Origin of the sequence: Streptomyces sp. NPDC001914 (genome assembly GCF_042891215.1) — a bacterium.
Classification (GTDB): Bacteria; Actinomycetota; Actinomycetes; order Streptomycetales; family Streptomycetaceae; genus Streptomyces.
Genome location: NZ_JBIASW010000008.1, coordinates 42645 through 61095, shown reverse-complemented (window position 1 = coordinate 61095; position 18451 = coordinate 42645). Strand labels below are relative to the sequence as shown.

The following is an 18451-nucleotide window of genomic DNA, read 5'->3' as shown; positions in this document are numbered from 1 at the left end:
GACGCCCCCGCATCCCCATGGATCACCCGGCCGACCGTCCCCGGACATCCGCACGGAAAACCCCCTCGCTCCGCTCCCGAGAGCTCCCTTCGCTATGGCCTGGAGGCCCCCCGCAATGACGCACACGACGACCGACCGGCCCGCGCGGAGGCCGGGCGGCGCGACCGTTCCGGTGCTCGCCTTCGCGGGCATCGTTGTCGCGGTCATGCAGACCCTGCTCGTCCCGGTCATCAAGGACCTGCCGACCCTGCTGGACACCACGCCCAGCAACGCCACCTGGGTCCTGACCTCGACCCTGCTCTCGGGCGCGGTGGCCACGCCGATCATGGGCCGCCTCGGCGACCTCTACGGCAAGCGGCGCATGCTGCTCACCAGCCTGGCCGTGATGGTGGCCGGCGCCCTGGTCAGCGCGCTGAGCGTCACCCTGCTGCCGATGATCGTCGGCCGTACCCTCCAGGGCTTCGCGATGGGCGCGATCCCGCTGGGCATCGGCCTGATGCGCGACATGCTGCCCCGCGAGAAGCTCGGCTCCGCGATGGCCCTGATGAGCTCCTCGATCGGCGTCGGCGGCGGGCTCGCGCTGCCCGCCGCGGCCCTCGTCGCCCAGCACGCCGACTGGCACGCCCTCTTCTACGGCGCCGCCGGCCTCGGCGTCGTCTCGATCGTCCTCACCCTCCTCGTCGTGCCGGAGTCCCCCATGCGGGCCAAGGGCACCTTCGACGTACTGGGCGCGATCGGCCTGTCCGCCGGGCTCGTGCTCTTCCTGCTGCCGATCACCAAGGGCAGCGACTGGGGCTGGACCGCGCCCATCACGCTCGGCCTGTTCGGCGCGTCCCTCGCCGTCCTGCTGCTCTGGGGCGTGATGGAGCTGCGCGTGAAGGCCCCGCTGGTCGACCTGCGCACCACGGCCCGCCCCGCCGTCCTCTTCACCAACCTCGCCTCGATCATGGTCGGCGTCTCGTTCTACGTCGTCTCGCTGGTCCTGCCGCAACTGCTCCAGCTCCCGAAGTCCACCGGCTACGGCCTCGGCCAGTCGATGGTGAGCGCGGGTCTGCTCGTCATGCCGCTCGGCCTGACGATGATGGTCACGGCGCCCGTGTACGCCCGCCTGTCGGCGAAGTACGGCCCGAAGGTCACCCTGATCATCGGCATGGTGATCATCGGAATCGGCTACGGCGCCGGCCTCGGCCTGATGAGCGCCGCCTGGCAGTCCCTGGTCATCGCGGTGATCCTCGGCGCGGGCATCGGCCTCGCCTACTCCTCGCTGCCCGCCCTGATCATCGGTTCCGTCCCGGCCTCGGAGACGGGCGCCGCCAACGGTCTGAACACCCTGATGCGTTCCATCGGCACGTCGGTGTCGAGCGCCGTCATCGGCATGGTGCTCGCCAACACGGCGCACCACGCCGGCGGGGTCGCGATCCCCACCATGCACGGCTTCCGCGTGTCCTTCCTGATCGCGACGGGCGCCGTCGCGGTCGGCCTGCTGATGGCGCTGTTCCTGCCCGGCCGGCGCCCGGCGACCAAGCCCTCGCTGATGGCGAGCAGCGAGGAGGACATGGCACTGGAGCGGGCGCACGAGGTGCTCGGCGGCTTCCACGGCCGGGTGCTGGACGCCGAGGGCGGCCCGGTCGCCCGCGCCAAGGTCACTCTGATCGACCGGCGCGGCCGCCAGGCGGGCGCCACCCTCTCCGCCGAGGACGGCCGCTACGCGCTCGCCGTCCCGGCCCAGGGCGCCTACGTGCTCGCCGCGCGGGCCGCCGGCCACGGTCCGCTCGCCTCGTCGGCCACGCACACGGGCGACGACCGTCCGGTCGCCCACGACCTGTCGCTCCCCGAGGAGGACGCCGGCGTCACGGCCTGACACGCGCGATGCGGCCTCATCGCCCCGGCGACCGGCCGCATCCCCCGAAGTGATCATCGACACCCCCGCCGCCCGTACGGCGGGGGTGTGGTGCACGATGCTGCGCGTACCCGTTGTTCACACCGATGGAGGAAACCCCATGTCCTCGGCACCCAAGCCCGAGATCCTCGCCGCCTTCGAGGCCGCGAAGGGGTTCATGCCGCGCGGTGAGGGACTCGCGCTCCACGAGGCCGCGGTCGAGGCCGGACAGCTCGGGCTGCCGCTCCTGGAGGTCGGCACGTACTGCGGCCGTTCCACGATCCTGCTCGCCGACGCGGCCCGCGAGGCCGGGGTGACCGCCGTCACCGTCGACCACCACCGGGGCAGCGAGGAGCAGCAGCCGGGCTGGGAGTACCACGACCCGTCCACGGTGGACCAGGAGATCGGCCTGATGGACACGCTCCCCACCTTCCGCCGCACCCTGCACCGGGCGGGCCTGGAGGACCACGTGGTCGCGCTGGTCGGCCGCTCGCCGCAGATCGCCGCCTTCTGGGGCACCCCCCTCGGTCTCGTCTTCATCGACGGCGGCCACACGGACGAACACGCGAGCGGGGACTACGAGGGCTGGGCGCCGCACGTCGCCGAGGGCGGCCTCCTCGTCATCCACGACGTGTTCCCCGACCCGGTGGACGAGTTCACCGGCCAGGCCCCCTACCGCGTCTATCTCCGGGCCCTGGAATCGGGCGCCTTCACCGAGATCGCGGTGACCGGCTCGCTGCGCGTCCTGCGGCGAACCGGAGCAGGGATCTGAGCACCCGGTTAGAGTCGCTGACGTGTCGTACGTAGGCCCAGACTTCGATCCGCCCCGCCCGCGCCGTTTCCGGCGGGGTCCGCTCACCGTCGCGCTCGCCGCGCTCGTGCCCGGCGCACTGGCCGGCTGGCTGGTGTGGCAGGCCGTGGGAGACGACTCGGGGGGCGGCTCCGACCGGGCCGTTCCCGCGACGTCGTCCTCCGAACCCGGCTCCGGCTCCGCCTCCTCGCCGTCGTCCGCGTCCACGGCGGACGACGGCAGACCGAGCAAGTCACCGGCGCCCTCTTCCTCCCCGTCCCGGTCCTCGTCCTCCTCGTCCTCGAAGCCCGCCGCGTCCGGCTCCCTCAAGGGCAAGGTCGTCGTCATCGACCCGGGGCACAACCCCGACAACTTCCAGCACGCGTCCGAGATCAACCGCAAGGTGAACATCGGCACGAACTGGAAGGAGTGCGACACCACCGGCACGTCGACCAACGCGGGTTACACGGAAGCCCGGTTCACCCTCGACGTCGCGCACCGGATGCGGACCCTCCTCGAAAAGCAGGGCGCCACGGTGAAGTTGACCCAGGACGGCGACCGTTCCTTCGGTCCCTGCGTCGACGAGCGCGCCCGCATCGGCAACGCGGCGCACGCGGACGCGGTCGTCTCCCTGCACGCCGACGGATCGGCGGCCGGCAACCGCGGCTTCCATGTGATCCTTCCGGCGTCCGTGCACGCGGGGGCCGCCGACACCCGCCCGATCGTCTCCGCCTCCCGCGACCTCGGCGAGCACATCGCGGGTCTGTTCGTCCGCGAGACGGGCAGCGCGCCCTCCAACTACGTCGGTGACGGCACCGGACTGGTGGTCCGTGACGACCTCGGCGGTCTCAATCTGTCAACGGTTCCCAAGGTGTTCATCGAGTGCGGCAACATGCGCGATACGAAGGACGCGGCGCAGCTCACCAGCAGCGCCTGGCGGGAAAAGGCGGCACGGGGGATCTCTGAAGGAATCGTTGGTTTCCTGCACGGGTAGTGATCTACGGATCCAACCCGGCGACACCCTGATCGTCCGGGCGATAGTGTCGTCCGTACGATAAAGGGCCACCCCCGAGCTTCACACCGCGTCCCGACGGCTGCACCATGTCGGCGACACGGCGTACAGCGATGCCTCAATGACGACGAGACGACTGACGAAGGACCTGAAGTGAATATCCGCTCCCTCACTCGAGGCGACGGCGTGGTGATCGGAGCAGCGGTGTTGCTGTTCATCGCGTCGTTCCTGCACCTCTACTCGTATTCCGGGTACAGCGTTGACGCGAACGCCTGGGACAACCTCGGCTACGGCCTCGGCATCTACATGGGTGGGGTCATCGGCGCCGCCCTGATCGTCGTCAACCGCTGCCTGCCGCAGCCCCGCAAGGTGCTCGGGCTCGACCTGGGCGCGATCGGCGTGGCCTTCACGGTCCTCGTCGCGTGGACCCTGTTCTGGTCGCTCGTCGACGTCGGGAACGGCGCCAGCGCCGCCGCGGGCCTGATCCTCGGCTTCATCGCGGCGCTCGTGCTGGCCGGCGCGGCCGTCGCGACCCCGCTCGTTCCCGCCCTCCAGGCCGCCCTCATGGGCGCCGCGACCCCGATCGCCCCGGCGCCCTACGGCGGTCAGCCGCAGGGTGGTTACGGCTACCCGGGTGCCTCGCAGCCCGGCCAGCAGCCCTACGGCGCGCAGCCCTCGCAGCCCACGCAGCCGTTCGGCGGACAGCCGAGCCAGCCGTCGGCTCCGCAGACGCAGTCGCCGGCCCAGGACTTCTCGCCGTTCTGGTTCGCCGTCCCGGTCGCCCGGCCGCTCTTCTCGGAGGACGGCGGACAGGCGCCGATCGCCGAACTGGCTCCCGGCACCTGGTACCTGGCCGTCGAGCAGCGTGGCGCGACCCTGGTGGCGCAGACGCAGGACGGTCGTCGTGGTGTGCTCCAGGACACCTCGGGGATCCAGCGCGGCTGATCCGCTCCTCGTTCTCCCGACGGCCCCTCGCCCTTTCGGGCGGGGGGCCGTTGTCGTACAGTCGCAGCACGCCAGGAACTGACGGATCGTCAGAACTTAGTCCCGGGAGGCGTCATGCGGCTCGGTCTCGCGCTCGGCTACTGGGGGCGCGGCCCCTCGGCGGACCATGTGCCGCTCGCCCAGGAGGCGGAGCGGCTCGGCTATCACTCGGTGTGGACCGCGGAGTCCTGGGGCTCGGACGCGTTCACCCCGCTCACCTGGATCGCCGCGCGGACCACGCGCATCCGGCTCGGCACGGCCGTCGCGCAGATGGCCGCCCGCTCGCCCACCACCACCGCGATGCACGCGCTCACGCTCGACCATCTCTCCGGCGGGCGCATGATGCTCGGCCTCGGCCTGTCGGGGCCGCAGGTCGTCGAGGGCTGGTACGGGCGGCCGTTCCCGAAGTCGCCGCTGACCGCGACCCGGGAGTACGTCGACGTCGTACGCCAGGTGCTGCGGCGCGAGGGCCCGGTCGAGCTGGACGGACGCTTCCACTCCCACCCGTACCGGGGGGCCGACGGCACGGGGCTCGGCAGGGCGCTGAAGCCGATCACGCACCCGCTGCGCGCGGAACTGCCGCTCCTGCTCGGTGCCGAGGGGCCGAAGAACATCGCGCAGACGACCCGGATCGCCGACGGCTGGCTGCCGCTGTACTGGTCGCCGACCCGCCCCCAGGCGTACGAGGCCTCGCTCACCGATCTGCCCGAGGACTTCCTCGTGGCGCCGATGGCCCGGGCGCACGTCTGTGACGACATCGCCGAGGGACTGCTGCCGGTCAAGGCGATGCTCGGCTTCTACATCGGCGGGATGGGGCACGCGGCCCGCAACTTCCACGCCGACCTGATGGCCCGGATGGGCTTCGAGGAGGAGGCCCGCAGGATCCAGCGGCTGTTCCTGGAAGGACGCCGGGAGGAGGCCGTACTGGCCGTCCCCGACGCCTTCGCGGACGAGATCTCGCTCGTCGGACCGCGTGAACGCATCGCCGAACGGCTGGAGTCGTGGCGCAAGGGTCCGGTGACCGACCTGCTGGTCCTGTCCCCGGACCGCCGCACCCTGCGCGTGCTCGCCGAGCTGAACTCCTAGGGCGTACGGGGCCGTTCCCGCAGCCTGGGCCCACGTCCCGCTAACCGCCGCTGAGCTGGGAGGCCGAGGGCACCTTGTCCTTGACCTCGGCGCCCGCGCTCCTGCCGGCCGACTTCACCTGGTTGATGACGTCGTCGAAGGAGTTGACGACGGAGTCCGTGGAGTCGCCGTCGCGCAGTTTCGCGGGCAGGCCCTTGAGTGCGGCGATGCCCGCGGCGAGCGGGGCCACGGCCCTGGACAGCGCGGGGTCGCCCTCGGCGTTCTTCGAGGCGGCCTTGAGCCGGTTGTAGGCGAAGGTGCCGGCCAGCCCGGCCTTGACCAGGGCGAGCCTGCGGCCCTCCGCGCCCTTCTTGAACGTGCCCGCCCTCCAGGGTTTGACGATCCACTGGTAGGTGGCGCCGGCCGCGAGCCCCGCGTTCGCCACGAAGCGGGTCTTGGCGAACTTCTGCTTCTCGGCGGACGTGCTGGGCGTCGGAGTCGCGGCCAACCCCGTCGCGGCGGCGGTGTCCTGGTCCGAGTCGTCGCCACCACAGGCCGTGGCGCCGCCGATCAGGACGCAGGAGAGGGTCAGCGCCACGATCAGGCGCCGTATCGGTACGGGCACGGGATCCTCCGGATGAGGGGACGGTTCTCCCCGGTCCGCCGGTACTCGCCCCACACGGGCGGACACGGCTTCTCCCCGGTCGGCCGGTGCTCACCGCGCGCGGGCCGGACACGGCTCTCCCCCGCAGCCTCACCCGGCCCCGGCGGCGGCGCCACCCGACGGGACCGTTCGGGTTTCATCCGGGGCCGACGGGCAATCCGCTCGACATGTCCCCTAGATATCGCAACGGCTCGAACCAGGCGGGGACGATCATCGCGATCGTCGCCGATGTCATGGCCGTCATTCTCGGTCTCTGGATCCTGATGTATCTGCTCGACGCCAATCGTGGCAACGACCTCGTGCAGTTCATCCACAGCACCGCGGCCTGGCTGGCCGGCTGGTCGCGCGACCTGTTCACCTTCGACAAGGAGTGGGCGCGGGTCGTCGCGGGCTACGGTCTCGCCGCCGTCGTCTACCTCTTCATCGGCCATGCGGTGGCCAACCGCATCCACCGCCACTGACCGGCACCGACGGCCGGGAGCGGCCGAGGACCTCGAAAAGTCCGAAGACCTCGAAGAGGTCTGAGAGTTCGAAGAGTTCCACGTGTCCGGAGCGTCCGGACGGTCCGGGAAGCGGGGACCGTCCGGAGCTTCGTGTCCGGAGCTTCAGTGGGCCGGCGCGCAGCAGTCCGGGTCCAGGCCGGCCGGCAGACGTTCGCCGCCGAAGACGGCGCAGGTGGGCTCGTCGCCGCCCAGCGCGGCGACCGCGAGGAGCAGGGAGCCGGCCGTCCAGGTGGTGAGCTCCTCGGGCCAGACGGCCCGGTCCTCGAAGACGTAACCCGTCCAGTACAGACCGGACTTCGGATCGCGCAGGTGCTGGATGGACTGGAGGATCTCCAGCGCCCGGTCCGACTCGCCCATCGCCCAGAGCGCCAGGGCGAGTTCGGCCGACTCGCCGCCGGTCACCCACGGGTTGGGATCCACGCAGCGCACCCCGAGACCCGGCACCACGAAGCGGTCCCAGCTCTCCTCTATGCGGGACTTGGCCTCGGCGCCCGTCAACGCGCCCCCGAGCACCGGGTAGTACCAGTCCATGGAGTAGCGGTCCTTGTCGAGGAACCGCTCCGGGTGCCGCCGGATGGCGTGCCGCAGCGCGCCGACGGCCAGCTCCCAGTCCGGCTGCGGCTCTTCGCGCTGCTCGGCGATGGCGAGGGCGCAGCGCAGCGCGTGGTGGACCGACGAACTCCCGGTCAGCAGCGCGTCGCCGACCGGCGTTCCGTCGTCCTCGCGCTTCCAGCCGATCTGTCCGCCGCTCTGCTGGAGCCGCAGCACGAACTCCATGGCCGCGTAGACCGCGGGCCACATGCGGTCCAGGAACACGTCGTCGCCGGTCGCCAGGTAGTGGTGCCAGACGCCCACCGCGATGTACGCGCAGAAGTTGGTCTCGCGGCCGCGGTCGGTGACGTCCACGAAGTCGCCGTCGGCGTAGGCCGCGTACCAGGAACCGTCCTCGTTCTGGTGCCGCGCGAGCCACTCGTAGGCCCGCTCGGCGGCCTCGTGCTCGCCGGCCGCGTCGAGCGCCATGGCGGCCTCGGTGTGGTCCCACGGGTCGAGGTGGTGGCCGCGGAACCACGGGATGGCTCCGTCGGGGCGCTGCACCGCGAGGATTCCGCGCACCGTGGCGGCGGCTTCCTCCGCGGTGAGGACCCCGGGCAGGACGAGGTGTTCGGTCCGCCGGGGAGTGGTCACGTGGCGTCCGCCTCGGAACCGGACTTCGTGGAACCGGACTTCGCGAAGCCGGCCGCGGCGGCGAGCTCCGGCAGGTGCGGCTTGGTCGCGTAGGCCACGAAGCTCTTGCCGATCAGCGGGTTCAGCGCCTGCTCGACGACCCGGGTGGCCAGCGGCTTCTTCATGATGTCCCAGACCAGCAGCTTGTGGTACGCCCGCACGGGCAGCGCCTTGTCGTTGTCGACGCCGAACGCGCACTTCAGCCACCAGTACGGCGAGTGCAGCGCGTGCGCGTGGTGCGAGCCGTAGGGCCGCAGGCCGGCCTCGCGGATCTTCGCGAGCAGTTCGTCCGCCTTGTAGATGCGGATGTGGCCGCCCTCGACCTCGTGGTAGGCGTCGGACAGCGCCCAGCAGACCTTCTCCGGGCCGTAGCGGGGCACGGTGATGGCGATGCGGCCGCCCGGCTTGAGCACGCGGACCATCTCGGCGAGGACGCCCTTGTCGTCCGGGATGTGCTCCATGACCTCGGAGATGATCACGACGTCGAAGGACTCGTCGGGGAAGGGCAGCGCGAGCGCGTCGCCCTCCATGGCCGTCGCGGTGGCCCCGGCGGGCGCCTCCCCGGCCTCCTTCATCGCCGCGAACCACTTCGCGACCTCGCGGATCTCCTCGCCGTTCTGGTCAAGGGCTACGACCTGGGCTCCCCGTCGGTAGCACTCGAACGCGTGCCGGCCGGCACCGCATCCGAGGTCCAGGACGCGGTCGCCGGGGGCGAGCGGGAACCGGGAGAAGTCGACGGTCAGCACGTGGCCCTGCTTTCGCGGTTGGCTGCAACTAGTTCTTCGGCGGCGGGAGCGGGTTCCGCGGCCTCGGCGCGGGCGGTCCCGGGGATCGCCGGGGAGCCGGCGCCCGGCGCGCCGCCGCGCCCGGTCGTGCCCGCGGCGACGGCCGCGCGCGAGCGGGGCCGGGACGCGGGGAGGGCCATCGCCGCACGGTAGTGGGCCACCGTGCCCTCGGCCGCCCTGGCCCAGGTGAAGCGCGAGAGCACGCGCTCGCGCCCGGCGGAGCCGAGCCGTGCCCGCAGCGCGGGGTCGCCGAGGAGCCGGCCGAGGGCCGCCGCCAGGGCTCCGGGGTCGCCCGGCGGAACCGCGAGGCAGGTCTCGCCGTCCGGACCCGCGACCTCCGGGATCGCTCCGCCGGTGGTGGCCACCAGGGGCGTCCCGGTGGCCATCGCCTCGGCGGCGGGCAGCGAGAAGCCCTCGTACAGGGAGGGCACGCAGGCGACTTCGGCCGAGCGGACCAGATCGACGAGTTCCGCGTCGGAGATGCCCTTGACGAACTCGACGGCGCCGTCGAGGCCGTAGCGCTCGATGGCCTGGGCGACCGGACCGTCCTCGGCGCGCTTGCCGACGACGACGAGGTGCGCGCCGGGGTGTTCGGTCCGCACCTTCGCGAGCGCCTCGACGAGGAACACCAGCCCCTTGAGGGGCACGTCCGCGCTGGAGGTGGTGACGATGCGGCCCGGCACCTGGGGCACGGACGGGTCCGGCGAGAAGAGGTCGGTGTCCGCGCCGATGTGGACGACGTGGATGCGGTCCTGCTCGACCCGCAGGTGGTCGACGATCTCCTGGCGGGAGGTGCCGGAGACGGTGAGCACGGACGGCAGGCGGCGCGCGACGCGCTTCTGCATGCGGGTGAAGGCGTACCAGCGGCGGACGGAGGCACGGCGCTGCCAGCCCTCGGCGGCGTCCAGCTCCAACTGCCGGTCGACGGTGATGGGGTGGTGGATCGTGGTCACCAGCGGGGCGCCGACGTCCCCGAGGAGGCCGTAGCCGAGGGTCTGGTTGTCGTGGACGACGTCGAACTCGCCGCGCCGGGCCCGCAGATGGCGGCGGGCGCGCAGCGAGAAGGTCAGCGGCTCGGGGAAGCCGCCGGTCCACATCGTGCCGACCTCGAGGGCGTCGATCCAGTCGCGGTACTCGCCCCGCGCGGGGGTGCGGAAGGGGTCGGGCTGGCGGTACAGGTCCAGGCTGGGCAGCTCGGTGAGGCTCAGGTCCTCGAGGCCCTCGTCGAGCACGGGGTAGGGCTGGGAGCCGATGACCTCGACGCGGTGGCCGAGGCGGGCGAGTTCGCGCGAGAGGTGCCGTACGTAGACACCCTGGCCGCCGCAGAACGGGTTTCCCTTGTAGGTGAGAAGCGCGATGCGCAGGGGTCGGTCCCCGTCGGCTGCCGAGCCCTTCCCGGGGTCCGCCTCCATGGCCTCAGCGGTCACTTCCGGTCCCCTTCTCCCTGCACTTTCCCGCGAGATTACGCCGGGACGCTAATCTAGAACAAGTTTCAGACTTGATCGTTCACGGAGCACTGAATCTACCGGCAGGTAGCGCCGCTGTGAGCGGTGGATCAGGTGATTCACGCCACGACCGGGCGGCTGAATCGTCTGGTTCACTCGGTGGTGTCACGCCCTGCCGGGCCGGCTCGTCGCTCTCTCTCGCTGATGTCACGGAACGGACCCATGCCTGCGGAAGCCAAGGCGGACTCGAAGAACGCGCGACCGGCGCCGGGGGCCAGCACGCCCGCCGCGTCCTCCGGCGGCGCGCACGACCGGCCGCACTCCATCGCGCATCCCGCCTCTCCGCCGCTCACCGAGCGCCAGGAGGCGCGCCGTCGCCGGATCCTGCACGCGAGCGCGCAGCTCGCCAGCCGGGGCGGTTTCGACGCCGTGCAGATGCGCGAGGTCGCGGAGTCGTCGCAGGTCGCCCTCGGCACCCTGTACCGCTATTTCCCCTCGAAGGTGCATCTCCTGGTCGCCACGATGCAGGACCAGCTCGAGCACATGCACGGCACGCTGCGCAAGAAGCCGCCGTCCGGGGACACGGCCGCGGAGCGGGTGGCGGAGACCCTGATGCGGGCGTTCCGCGCCCTCCAGCGCGAGCCGCACCTGGCCGACGCGATGGTCCGGGCGCTCACTTTCGCGGACCGCAGTGTCAGCCCCGAGGTCGACCAGGTCTCGCGGCAGACCACGGTGATCATCCTGGACGCGATGGGCCTCGACGACCCGACGCCCGACCAGCTCTCCGCCGTCCGCGTCATCGAGCACACCTGGCACTCGGCCCTGATCACCTGGCTGTCCGGGCGCGCCTCCATCGCCCAGGTCAAGATAGACATCGAGACGGTCTGCCGCCTGATCGACCTGACGGGCCCGGACGCCCGGTAGCTGCGGCACGAGCGGATGCGCCCGTACGAACGGGTGAACCGGTACGACCGGACGCACCGCTCCAGTCCCACCCGCTCCCGGCCCACCCGCTTCTAGCCCACCCGCTCCAGTCCGCTCCAGCTGCGGCCGATCGCCGTCTGCGCCGCCCAGCGCTCCAGGAGCCGGCGCGCCTCCGGCTCCGGGGCCGCGAGCGACACCGGCTGGGCGCCCGCCCGGACATCGCGTTCCTGCTGATGGGTGCCCTCGCTGCAGCAGGCGCACAGGACGCGTACGGAACTGGCGGGCTCGGCGCCGAAGCCGTGCTCGGTGAACAGGGCGAGCAGGGCATCCAGGTCCTCCCGCTCGCCGGCGGCGACCGTGACCTCCAGGGTCGGCAGCGGGGAGGGCTCGAAGAGCGTCAGCTCGTCGAACACGGGAAACGTCGTGCCCTCGTAGACCCGTTCGCCCTTCGGTTCGCCGTCGTGCACGACGATCTCGCCGTACCGCCGCCCGCCCGTGACGGGCACGTTCACGACGCGCCCCCGGGTCGGGCACAACCGCTCGATCCACACGACCTCCCGCTCCCCGTCGGTGTCCAGCCGTACGCAGGCGGCGCCGAAGCGGCCCGTGATCTCGCCCTCCCCCTCGGGGATCTCGATGCCGAAGCCGGCCCAGGCGTCGCGGGCCGTCGCCCAGTCCCGCAGGATCGTGGCGGCGATGCCGAGGTTCCAGTACGCGGGATCGCCCTCGCCGCGCGGGGACCGGGCCGCCGCCTCCCGTCCGAGGACGAGTGCCTTGTCCCAGTTGCGCAGGAACTTGTGGGCGAGCGCGGCGTCGTACCACCACACCGCGCTCGGCCCCTCGTCGGGGAACCGGTCCAGCACCCGCTCGTAGAGGTCGGCGGAGCGCTGCCACTCCTCGGCGTCCCACGCCGCCGCCGCTTCCTCGATCAGCTTCCTGGCCTCGGACTTCTGCACGCTTCCCGCCCCGGTCGATCCGTCGAAAACCGGAGGATATCCGGGGACTCGGACCGTCCCCGCGGCAGGCCCGGCCGCTCACTCCTCCGGCGGGAACACCGGCTCGCCGCCGGTCAGCAGCGAGATCATGACGGCCTCCACCGGACAGCCCTCGGCCGCTTCGAGGATCCTCTCGTTGGCGTCGGTCTCCGGCTCGACGGGGTGCGACTGCATGGCGGAGTCGAGACGGAAGGCGTCCGGGGCGAGGTGGACGCACTGGGCCGAGCCGATGCAGAGGGACCGGTCGACCTCGACCTGCCAGCGGTCACCCATCCTCAGGCCTCCCAGCCGGCCGGGAGGTGGATCATCTTGTGCTCCAGGAACTCCCCGTACCCCTCGGGCCCGAACTCCCGCCCCAGGCCCGAGTTCTTGTAGCCGCCGAAGGGGCCCAGCATGTCGAGGCTGAAGGTGTTCACCGAGTAGGTGCCGGTACGGACCTGGCGGGCGATGTCGATGCCGTGGGCGACGTCCGCGGTCCAGACGCTGCCGCTCAGCCCGTAGTCGGAGTCGTTGGCGATCTTCACGGCCTCGGCCTCGTCGCCGTAGGGAAGCAGACAGATCACCGGGCCGAAGATCTCCTCCCGGGCGATGCGCATCGTGTTGTCGACGTCCCCGAACAGGGTCGGCTCGACGTACCAGCCGCGGTCGAGACCCTCCGGGCGCCCGCCGCCGGCCAGGATCTTGGCCCCCTCCTCCTGGCCGATGCGGATGTAGTCGAGGTTGCGCCGCTGCTGCCGCTCGGCGACGAGCGGGCCGACCTGGGTGGCCGGGTCGAGCGGATCACCGACGACCAGCGCGTTCGCCGCCGTGGCGAAGGCGTCCGCGAACTCGTCGTAGCGCGAGCGGGGCACGAGGATGCGGGTCTGGGCCACGCAGGCCTGGCCGTTGTTCATCCAGGCCGCCGAGACGATCCCGGGGACCGCGCTGTCGAGGTCCGCGTCGGGCAGCACCACGGCCGCCGACTTGCCGCCCAACTCCAGGGTCACGCGGGTGAGATGACGGGAGGCGACCTCCATGACCCGCTTGCCGGCCGCGACCGAGCCGGTGAAGGAGACCTTGTCGACGCCGGGGTGTCCGACCAGGTACTCGCTGACCTCACGGTCGGCGGGAAGGATCGACAGCACGCCTTCGGGCAGCCCGGCCTCCTGCGCGATCTCCCCGAGCAGATAGGCGTCCAGGGGCGATTCGGGCGACGGCTTCAGTACGACGGTGCAGCCGGTCAGCAGCGCGGGCGCGAGCTTGGCCGCCGCGACGAACTGCGGGACGTTCCACGGCACCACGGCCGCCACCACGCCCACCGGCTCGCGGCGGACGAGGATCCTGCCGAGGACCCCGTCGCGGGTCTCCTCGTAGGTGTAGCCGCGCGCGACCGTGATCGCCGCGTCCCACACCATCATCGCGCCGAGGGCCTGCGCGAGGACGCTCCAGGAGTACGGGGAGCCGTTCTCCGAGGAGATGACACGGGCGATCTCCTCGTGCCGGACGGCGATGGCGTCCTTGATCCGGCTCACGACCGCGATCCGCTCGTCGAGGCTCATCCTCGGCCAGGGCCCCTCGTCGAACGCCCGGCGCGCGGCGGCCACGGCGCGGTCGACGTCCGCGGCCGAGGCGTGCGGCACCCGGCCGATGACCTCCTCGGTGTGCGGCGAGATCACCTCGATGACGTCCTTGCCGAGCGGGTCGGTCAACTCCCCGCCGATGAACAGCTGTCCGTGTTCCACGAGCTCGGTCATGGCCGACTGCCTCCCAAGGACGCCCTCTGCACCCTGTTCTGACGCTTCATCAGATACGAGAACTGATACCAGTTCCCGTCGGATGAGTCCACGGCACGGACACGACGGCGGAACGCCGTTCCCGCGGACGAGACGGTCGACTTGGGCTCCCATTGGAACCCGTTCTAGTTATAGTGGCGGGAATCGGCGATGGGTGGGAACGCATGACGCAGGTGACCGATCACGGCGGGGGCGTACGGTCGATCAGGGTCCCCATCCCGGACAACCCGCTCGGCCACACGCTGGTGTATCTGGTGGACACCGACGCGGGCCCCGTCCTCGTCGACACCGGCTGGGACGACCCGGCCTCCTGGGACACCCTCGCCGAGGGGATCACCGGCTGCGGGACCTCGGTCACGGAGATCCACGGCGTGGTCATCACCCACCACCACCCCGACCACCACGGCCTGTCGGGCCGGGTCCGGGAGGCTTCCGGCGCCTGGATCGCGATGCACGCCGCCGACGCGGCGATCGTCCGGCGCACCCGCGAGACCCGGCCCGAGGGCTGGTTCGCCTACATGGCCGCCAAGCTGACCGCCTCCGGCGCCCCGGACGACCACGTCGCCCCGCTCCGCGAGGCACCCCGCTCGCTCCGCCGCCCCAGCACGCTGCCCGGCTTCTCCCCCGCGCTGCCCGACCGCGAGATCGTCCCCGGCGAACTCCTGCCCCTGCCCGGCCGCCGGCTGCGCGCCGTCTGGACCCCCGGCCACACCCCCGGACACGTCTGCCTCCACCTGGAGGAGACCCACCCGGACCGGCTGCCCGGCAACGGACGCCTGTTCTCCGGCGACCACCTGCTGCCGAGGATCACCCCGCACATCGGCCTCTACGAGGACCCGGACACCCATGGACGCCCTCCCTACGCGGGCGGCATCGAGGGCCTGGCGGAGATCGCCGACCCGCTCGGCGACTACCTCGACTCCCTGGAGCGCGTCGGCCGCCTCGGTCCCGCCGAGGTGCTCCCGGCCCACCAGCACGTGTTCACCGACGCCCCCTCCCGGGTCGCCGAGCTGCTCGCGCACCACGAGGAGCGGCTCACCGGCCTGCTCGCCCTGCTCGCCGAACCGCTCACGCCCTGGCAGCTCGCCACCCGCATGGAGTGGAACCGCCCCTGGGCGGACATCCCCTACGGATCACGGAACATCGCGGTCTCCGAGGCCGAGGCCCACATCCGCCGCCTGGTGAAACTGGGCCGGGCGGAGGCGGTACCGGGCAGCGACCCGGTGACGTACACGGCGGTCTGAGACCGCGGGACCCCGCCGGTCGGCTGCGCGGACGGGCCCGGCCGACGGTCGGCTGTCGGCCGGTGGTCGGCGGTCGGCGGCCGGCCGGTGGTCAGCGGCCGGCGGCCAGTCGGCGCCGGGTCGGCGCCCGCACAAGGATTCACCCGGCCCGCCGGCTCCCGCACCACCCCGCCGACCTCTCGGCCCGACAACTCCCGCAGCCGACCGCTCCCTTCAGCCCGCCGCCCCCTGCCCGACAACTCCCCCGACCCACCGCCCCTTCAGCCGACCGCTCCCGCCCCCTACGGCGCCCCCTCAGCCCAACAGCTCCCGTATCAACTCATCAGCCTCGCCGAGGAGTTCGACCTCCCGCGTGCTCATCGTCGGGTTGGCCGCACGGCGCCGGCCCGCCTCCACGAGGCCCGCCTCCGTCACCTGGTCCTCGTTCCCGTCGAGCAGCGCCTCCAGCGTCTCCCCGGCCACGTCCCCGATGCTCTCGCCGCCGACGGCGACCTGAGCGAGGATCACGGCGGACATCGCCCAGTCCAGACCGGGCGCCCCCTCCTCGGCGTTGGACCAGTCGATGACCTTCGGCCCGTCCGGGGTGAGCATCACGTTGTCGGGGTGCAGGTCCAGATGAAGGACCCGCACGGCCGGGTCGTCCGAGAGCCGGGCGGGCACGGCGTGCAGCTTGCGCAGCAGCCTGGCCAGAGTGAGACCCGCCTCCTGCGCGGACAGCAGGCCCTGGCCGAAGGCCTCCAGCATGGTCGGCCCCGACAGCCGCTCCATCACCAGGTCCCCGCGGGTCGCGGCCCGCCCGCCCGGCACCGGATAGCCGTGCGAGCGCACGTGCTGCATCACCGCCGCCTCGGCCGCCGCGTCGCCCCAGCCCGCGCGGTCCCGCCGCAGCACCCACGCCTCGTCGATCTCGTAGACGTCCGCCGAACGCCCCGAGCCGAGCAGTCTCCCCGTTCGCATGGCCCGAACCTAGCGGATGTCGTCCAGGTCACCCCGGGCCAGTGCCGCACGCGACAACCGGGGGCTTCGGACCGGCCGGTAGAGTGTGCGCGTCGTCATCACACCCTTACGAGGAGAAGCCGGTGCAAATCCGGCGCTGACCCGCAACCGTGAGCCACTTCGGTGGTGAGCCGGATCGCCTCGCACGGGACGTGACCGGCTCGTGCCCTCGGCAGCCCGCCGACGGCCGGCACCGTCGAGGGATACGGAGCCGGAGCCGCCCGGATGCCTCAGCGTGCCCGGTGCTGCCCGGCTCCCCGCAGGGAGAGTCATGTCTGTTCGCCGCACCGCAGCGGTACTGGCCGCCACCGCCGTCATCGGGGCGGTGATCGCCCCGGCAGCATCCGCCGCCGACTCGTCCCCGTCTCCGTCACCCTCGGTGGCACTCCCCTCGGGTCTGTTCGGCTCCGCCGATCCGACCTACGACGGCGTGTGGCGCCAGTCGCTCGCGCTGCTCGCCCAGCACACCGTCGGCGTGAAGCCCGCGGTCAAGGCCGTGGACTGGCTGACCGGCCAGCAGTGCGCGAACGGCGCCTTCGCCGCCTACCGCGCCGACGCGAGTGCCGCGTGCGACGCGAAGACCCAGGTCGACACCAACAGCACCGCGGCCGCCGTCCAGGCGCTCGGCGCCCTCGGCGGCCACGACGACGCCACCGGCAAGGCCATCACCTGGCTCAAGTCCGCGCAGAACAAGGACGGCGGCTGGGGCTACATGGCCGGCGGCCCCAGCGACACCAACTCGACGTCCGTCGTGATCGGCGCGCTGAAGGCGGTCGGCACGAAGCCCGCGAGCGTCACCAAGGACGGCAAGTCCCCCTCCGACGCCCTGGTGAAGCTGTCGACGTCGTGCGAGGACGAGGGCGACGGCGCCTTCGCCTACCAGCCCGACAAGAAGGGCAAGCTGGCCGCGAACGCGGACGCGACCGCGGCGGGCGTGACGGCCGGCATGGGCCAGGGCTTCGTGGCGGCGACCGGCAACGCCTTCGACCTCACGGGCTGCCACATCGGCGACACCCCCAACCTGGCGGACGCCGCCGGCAACGGCGCCAACTATCTCGCCAAGGCGATGGCGAAGACCTCGTACCTGAAGTCCGCGCTCCCCGGCGCGGACGACCAGCCCGACTACGGCAACACGGCCGACGCGGTCGTGGCCCTGGCCGCCATCGGTGCGACGAAGGACGCACAGAAGCCGCTCGCCTGGCTGGAGAAGAACTCCGCGGACTGGGCGGCCAAGTCCGGCCCGGCCGCGTACGCGCAGCTCATCTTCGCCGCGCACGCCACCGGCACCGACCCGCGCGCCTTCGGCGGCAAGGACCTCGTCGCGCAGCTCAACGCCACGGGCCCGGCGCCGGCCGCGGCCGGTGCCTCGGCGAGCCCGAGCGGGAAGAAGGACGAGGAGAAGAAGGACGACGGCAACGGGCTCGGCGTCTGGTGGATCGTCGGCGTCGGCCTGGTCGCGGGCATCGGTGTCGGCTTCCTGATCAGCGGCCGCAAGAAGCAGCAGCAGCTGTGACCGGCCGTCGGACGACCGCGCCCGCTCTGGCCCTGGCGCTGGCCCTCCTGCTCCTCGTCCTCGGTGGCGCGGGGCAGGCCCGGGCGACCGGCTACCGCTACTGGTCCTTCTGGGACCTGACCGGCGGAAAGTGGACGTACGCCACTCAGGGTCCGTCGACCGCGCGGCCGTCCGACGGTGACGTCCAGGGCTTCCGCTTCGCGGTGAGCGAGGACTCCCAGCACGCCGTGCAGCCGCGCGGGGAAAGGGAGTTCGCCGCGATATGCGCCAAGACGCCCGCCCAGCACGGCAAGAAGCGGGTGGCCCTGGTCATCGACCCGGGCACGGAGGCCGACGCACCGTCCGGCGAACGTCCGCCGTCCGCGCGCACCGCCTGTGCCGTGGTCGCCCCCGACGCGAGCACGGCCGAGGCCCTGGCCGAGGTCGCGAGGCCGCTGCGCTACGACACCAACGCCCTGCTGTGCGCCATAACCGGCTACCCCCGTACGGGCTGCGGCGACCCGGTCGCGGCCGGCGGGCCGACCGCGTCCGCCCGCCCGCACGCCTCCGAGCCGGCCCACCAGGGCCCGTCGGTGGGCCTGTTGGCGGGAGCGGCCGCGGTCGCGGCGCTGGGCGCGGCGGGTGTCTGGCAGGCCCGTCGGCGCAAGGGCTAGGCA

At 72.3% G+C, this 18451-nt stretch carries 18 protein-coding genes and 1 riboswitch; of the genes, 10 read left to right on the top strand and 8 right to left on the bottom strand.

Features of this window, described 5'->3' with window-relative positions:
• The first annotated feature begins 115 nt into the window (after positions 1–115).
• The 5 genes from ACFYYF_RS23025 (at position 116) to ACFYYF_RS23005 (ending at position 5751) form a co-directional block, all read left to right on the top strand.
• A complete protein-coding gene (locus ACFYYF_RS23025; RefSeq protein ID WP_388778596.1) occupies positions 116–1861 on the top strand; it encodes an MFS transporter in 1746 nt (581 codons plus the stop codon).
• Between the two features lie 139 nt (positions 1862–2000).
• The gene (locus ACFYYF_RS23020) at positions 2001–2651 is read left to right on the top strand and encodes a class I SAM-dependent methyltransferase (RefSeq protein WP_388778593.1); all 651 of its coding nucleotides are present in this window, start codon (positions 2001–2003) and stop codon (positions 2649–2651) included.
• 22 nt (positions 2652–2673) lie between these two features.
• Complete coding sequence (locus ACFYYF_RS23015; RefSeq protein ID WP_388778590.1) at positions 2674–3663, top strand: N-acetylmuramoyl-L-alanine amidase; 990 nt, start codon at positions 2674–2676, stop codon at positions 3661–3663.
• Between the two features lie 171 nt (positions 3664–3834).
• Entirely contained in the window at positions 3835–4626 is a 792-nt protein-coding gene (locus ACFYYF_RS23010; protein ID WP_388778587.1) for a hypothetical protein, read from the top strand.
• Positions 4627–4740: 114 nt separating this feature from the next.
• Complete coding sequence (locus ACFYYF_RS23005; protein ID WP_388778584.1) at positions 4741–5751, top strand: LLM class F420-dependent oxidoreductase; 1011 nt, start codon at positions 4741–4743, stop codon at positions 5749–5751.
• Positions 5752–5791: 40 nt separating this feature from the next.
• On the opposite strand, the gene ACFYYF_RS23000 is transcribed toward ACFYYF_RS23005, so the two are convergent.
• Positions 5792–6355, bottom strand: a complete 564-nt coding sequence (locus ACFYYF_RS23000; RefSeq protein ID WP_388778581.1) for a hypothetical protein — start codon at positions 6353–6355, stop codon at positions 5792–5794.
• A gap of 206 nt (positions 6356–6561) precedes the next feature.
• Here ACFYYF_RS23000 and ACFYYF_RS22995 point away from each other — a divergent pair, with 206 nt between their 5' ends.
• Positions 6562–6855: a hypothetical protein gene (locus ACFYYF_RS22995; protein ID WP_361678027.1), complete on the top strand. Its 294-nt coding sequence runs from the start codon at positions 6562–6564 to the stop codon at positions 6853–6855.
• Between the two features lie 144 nt (positions 6856–6999).
• Here the strand turns inward: ACFYYF_RS22995 and ACFYYF_RS22990 are convergent, their stop codons facing one another.
• Genes ACFYYF_RS22990 through ACFYYF_RS22980 form a run of 3 tightly spaced genes read right to left on the bottom strand, consistent with a single transcriptional unit; the run spans position 7000 to position 10333 of the window.
• A complete protein-coding gene (locus ACFYYF_RS22990) occupies positions 7000–8082 on the bottom strand; it encodes a prenyltransferase/squalene oxidase repeat-containing protein (protein ID WP_388778578.1) in 1083 nt (360 codons plus the stop codon).
• Complete coding sequence (locus ACFYYF_RS22985; protein ID WP_388778575.1) at positions 8079–8867, bottom strand: class I SAM-dependent methyltransferase; 789 nt, start codon at positions 8865–8867, stop codon at positions 8079–8081. Before ACFYYF_RS22985 ends, ACFYYF_RS22990 begins: the two co-directional genes overlap by 4 nt.
• A complete protein-coding gene (locus ACFYYF_RS22980) occupies positions 8861–10333 on the bottom strand; it encodes a glycosyltransferase family 4 protein (protein ID WP_388778572.1) in 1473 nt (490 codons plus the stop codon). Before ACFYYF_RS22980 ends, ACFYYF_RS22985 begins: the two co-directional genes overlap by 7 nt.
• Before the next feature lie 240 nt (positions 10334–10573).
• On the opposite strand from ACFYYF_RS22980, the gene ACFYYF_RS22975 reads away from it, so the two are divergent.
• Positions 10574–11275 (top strand): TetR family transcriptional regulator, encoded by a 702-nt coding sequence (locus ACFYYF_RS22975; RefSeq protein WP_388778569.1) that lies wholly within the window; start codon positions 10574–10576, stop codon positions 11273–11275.
• Between the two features lie 92 nt (positions 11276–11367).
• On the opposite strand, the gene ACFYYF_RS22970 is transcribed toward ACFYYF_RS22975, so the two are convergent.
• The 3 genes from ACFYYF_RS22970 to ACFYYF_RS22960 all read right to left on the bottom strand — a co-directional run bounded on the left by ACFYYF_RS22970 (position 11368) and on the right by ACFYYF_RS22960 (position 14003).
• Complete coding sequence (locus ACFYYF_RS22970; protein ID WP_388778566.1) at positions 11368–12231, bottom strand: tetratricopeptide repeat protein; 864 nt, start codon at positions 12229–12231, stop codon at positions 11368–11370.
• 78 nt (positions 12232–12309) lie between these two features.
• A complete protein-coding gene (locus ACFYYF_RS22965; protein ID WP_388778563.1) occupies positions 12310–12543 on the bottom strand; it encodes a ferredoxin in 234 nt (77 codons plus the stop codon).
• Between the two features lie 2 nt (positions 12544–12545).
• On the bottom strand, positions 12546–14003 hold the full coding sequence (locus ACFYYF_RS22960; RefSeq protein WP_388778561.1) for an aldehyde dehydrogenase: 1458 nt from the start codon (positions 14001–14003) through the stop codon (positions 12546–12548).
• Between the two features lie 203 nt (positions 14004–14206).
• Here ACFYYF_RS22960 and ACFYYF_RS22955 point away from each other — a divergent pair, with 203 nt between their 5' ends.
• The gene (locus ACFYYF_RS22955) at positions 14207–15286 is read left to right on the top strand and encodes an MBL fold metallo-hydrolase (protein WP_388778558.1); all 1080 of its coding nucleotides are present in this window, start codon (positions 14207–14209) and stop codon (positions 15284–15286) included.
• A 294-nt stretch (positions 15287–15580) separates the two neighbouring features.
• Here the strand turns inward: ACFYYF_RS22955 and ACFYYF_RS22950 are convergent, their stop codons facing one another.
• A complete protein-coding gene (locus ACFYYF_RS22950) occupies positions 15581–16243 on the bottom strand; it encodes a phosphotransferase (RefSeq protein ID WP_388778556.1) in 663 nt (220 codons plus the stop codon).
• Positions 16244–16313: 70 nt separating this feature from the next.
• Positions 16314–16444: riboswitch (cobalamin riboswitch) on the top strand.
• 109 nt (positions 16445–16553) lie between these two features.
• On the opposite strand from ACFYYF_RS22950, the gene ACFYYF_RS22945 reads away from it, so the two are divergent.
• Both ACFYYF_RS22945 and ACFYYF_RS22940 read left to right on the top strand, forming a co-directional pair.
• Entirely contained in the window at positions 16554–17795 is a 1242-nt protein-coding gene (locus ACFYYF_RS22945; RefSeq protein ID WP_388778554.1) for a prenyltransferase/squalene oxidase repeat-containing protein, read from the top strand.
• Positions 17792–18448 carry an SCO2322 family protein gene (locus ACFYYF_RS22940; RefSeq protein ID WP_388778552.1) on the top strand — a complete coding sequence of 219 codons (657 nt, stop codon included), beginning with the start codon at positions 17792–17794 and terminating at the stop codon, positions 18446–18448. The genes ACFYYF_RS22945 and ACFYYF_RS22940 overlap by 4 nt, the downstream gene beginning before the upstream one ends.
• Positions 18449–18451: the final 3 nt, after the last annotated feature.

Excerpts from the sequence above, each read along its gene's own strand:
- ACFYYF_RS22950 (WP_388778556.1), bottom strand. The coding sequence starts at position 16,243 with ATGCGAACGGGGAGACTGCTCGGCTCGGGGCGTTCGGCGGACGTCTAC.
- ACFYYF_RS23025 (WP_388778596.1), top strand. The coding sequence starts at position 116 with ATGACGCACACGACGACCGACCGGCCCGCGCGGAGGCCGGGCGGCGCG.
- ACFYYF_RS22965 (WP_388778563.1), bottom strand. The coding sequence starts at position 12,543 with ATGGGTGACCGCTGGCAGGTCGAGGTCGACCGGTCCCTCTGCATCGGC.
- ACFYYF_RS22960 (WP_388778561.1), bottom strand. The coding sequence starts at position 14,003 with ATGACCGAGCTCGTGGAACACGGACAGCTGTTCATCGGCGGGGAGTTG.
- ACFYYF_RS22955 (WP_388778558.1), top strand. The coding sequence starts at position 14,207 with ATGACGCAGGTGACCGATCACGGCGGGGGCGTACGGTCGATCAGGGTC.
- ACFYYF_RS22945 (WP_388778554.1), top strand. The coding sequence starts at position 16,554 with ATGTCTGTTCGCCGCACCGCAGCGGTACTGGCCGCCACCGCCGTCATC.
- ACFYYF_RS23020 (WP_388778593.1), top strand. The coding sequence starts at position 2,001 with ATGTCCTCGGCACCCAAGCCCGAGATCCTCGCCGCCTTCGAGGCCGCG.
- ACFYYF_RS22995 (WP_361678027.1), top strand. The coding sequence starts at position 6,562 with ATGTCCCCTAGATATCGCAACGGCTCGAACCAGGCGGGGACGATCATC.
- ACFYYF_RS22975 (WP_388778569.1), top strand. The coding sequence starts at position 10,574 with ATGCCTGCGGAAGCCAAGGCGGACTCGAAGAACGCGCGACCGGCGCCG.
- ACFYYF_RS23005 (WP_388778584.1), top strand. The coding sequence starts at position 4,741 with ATGCGGCTCGGTCTCGCGCTCGGCTACTGGGGGCGCGGCCCCTCGGCG.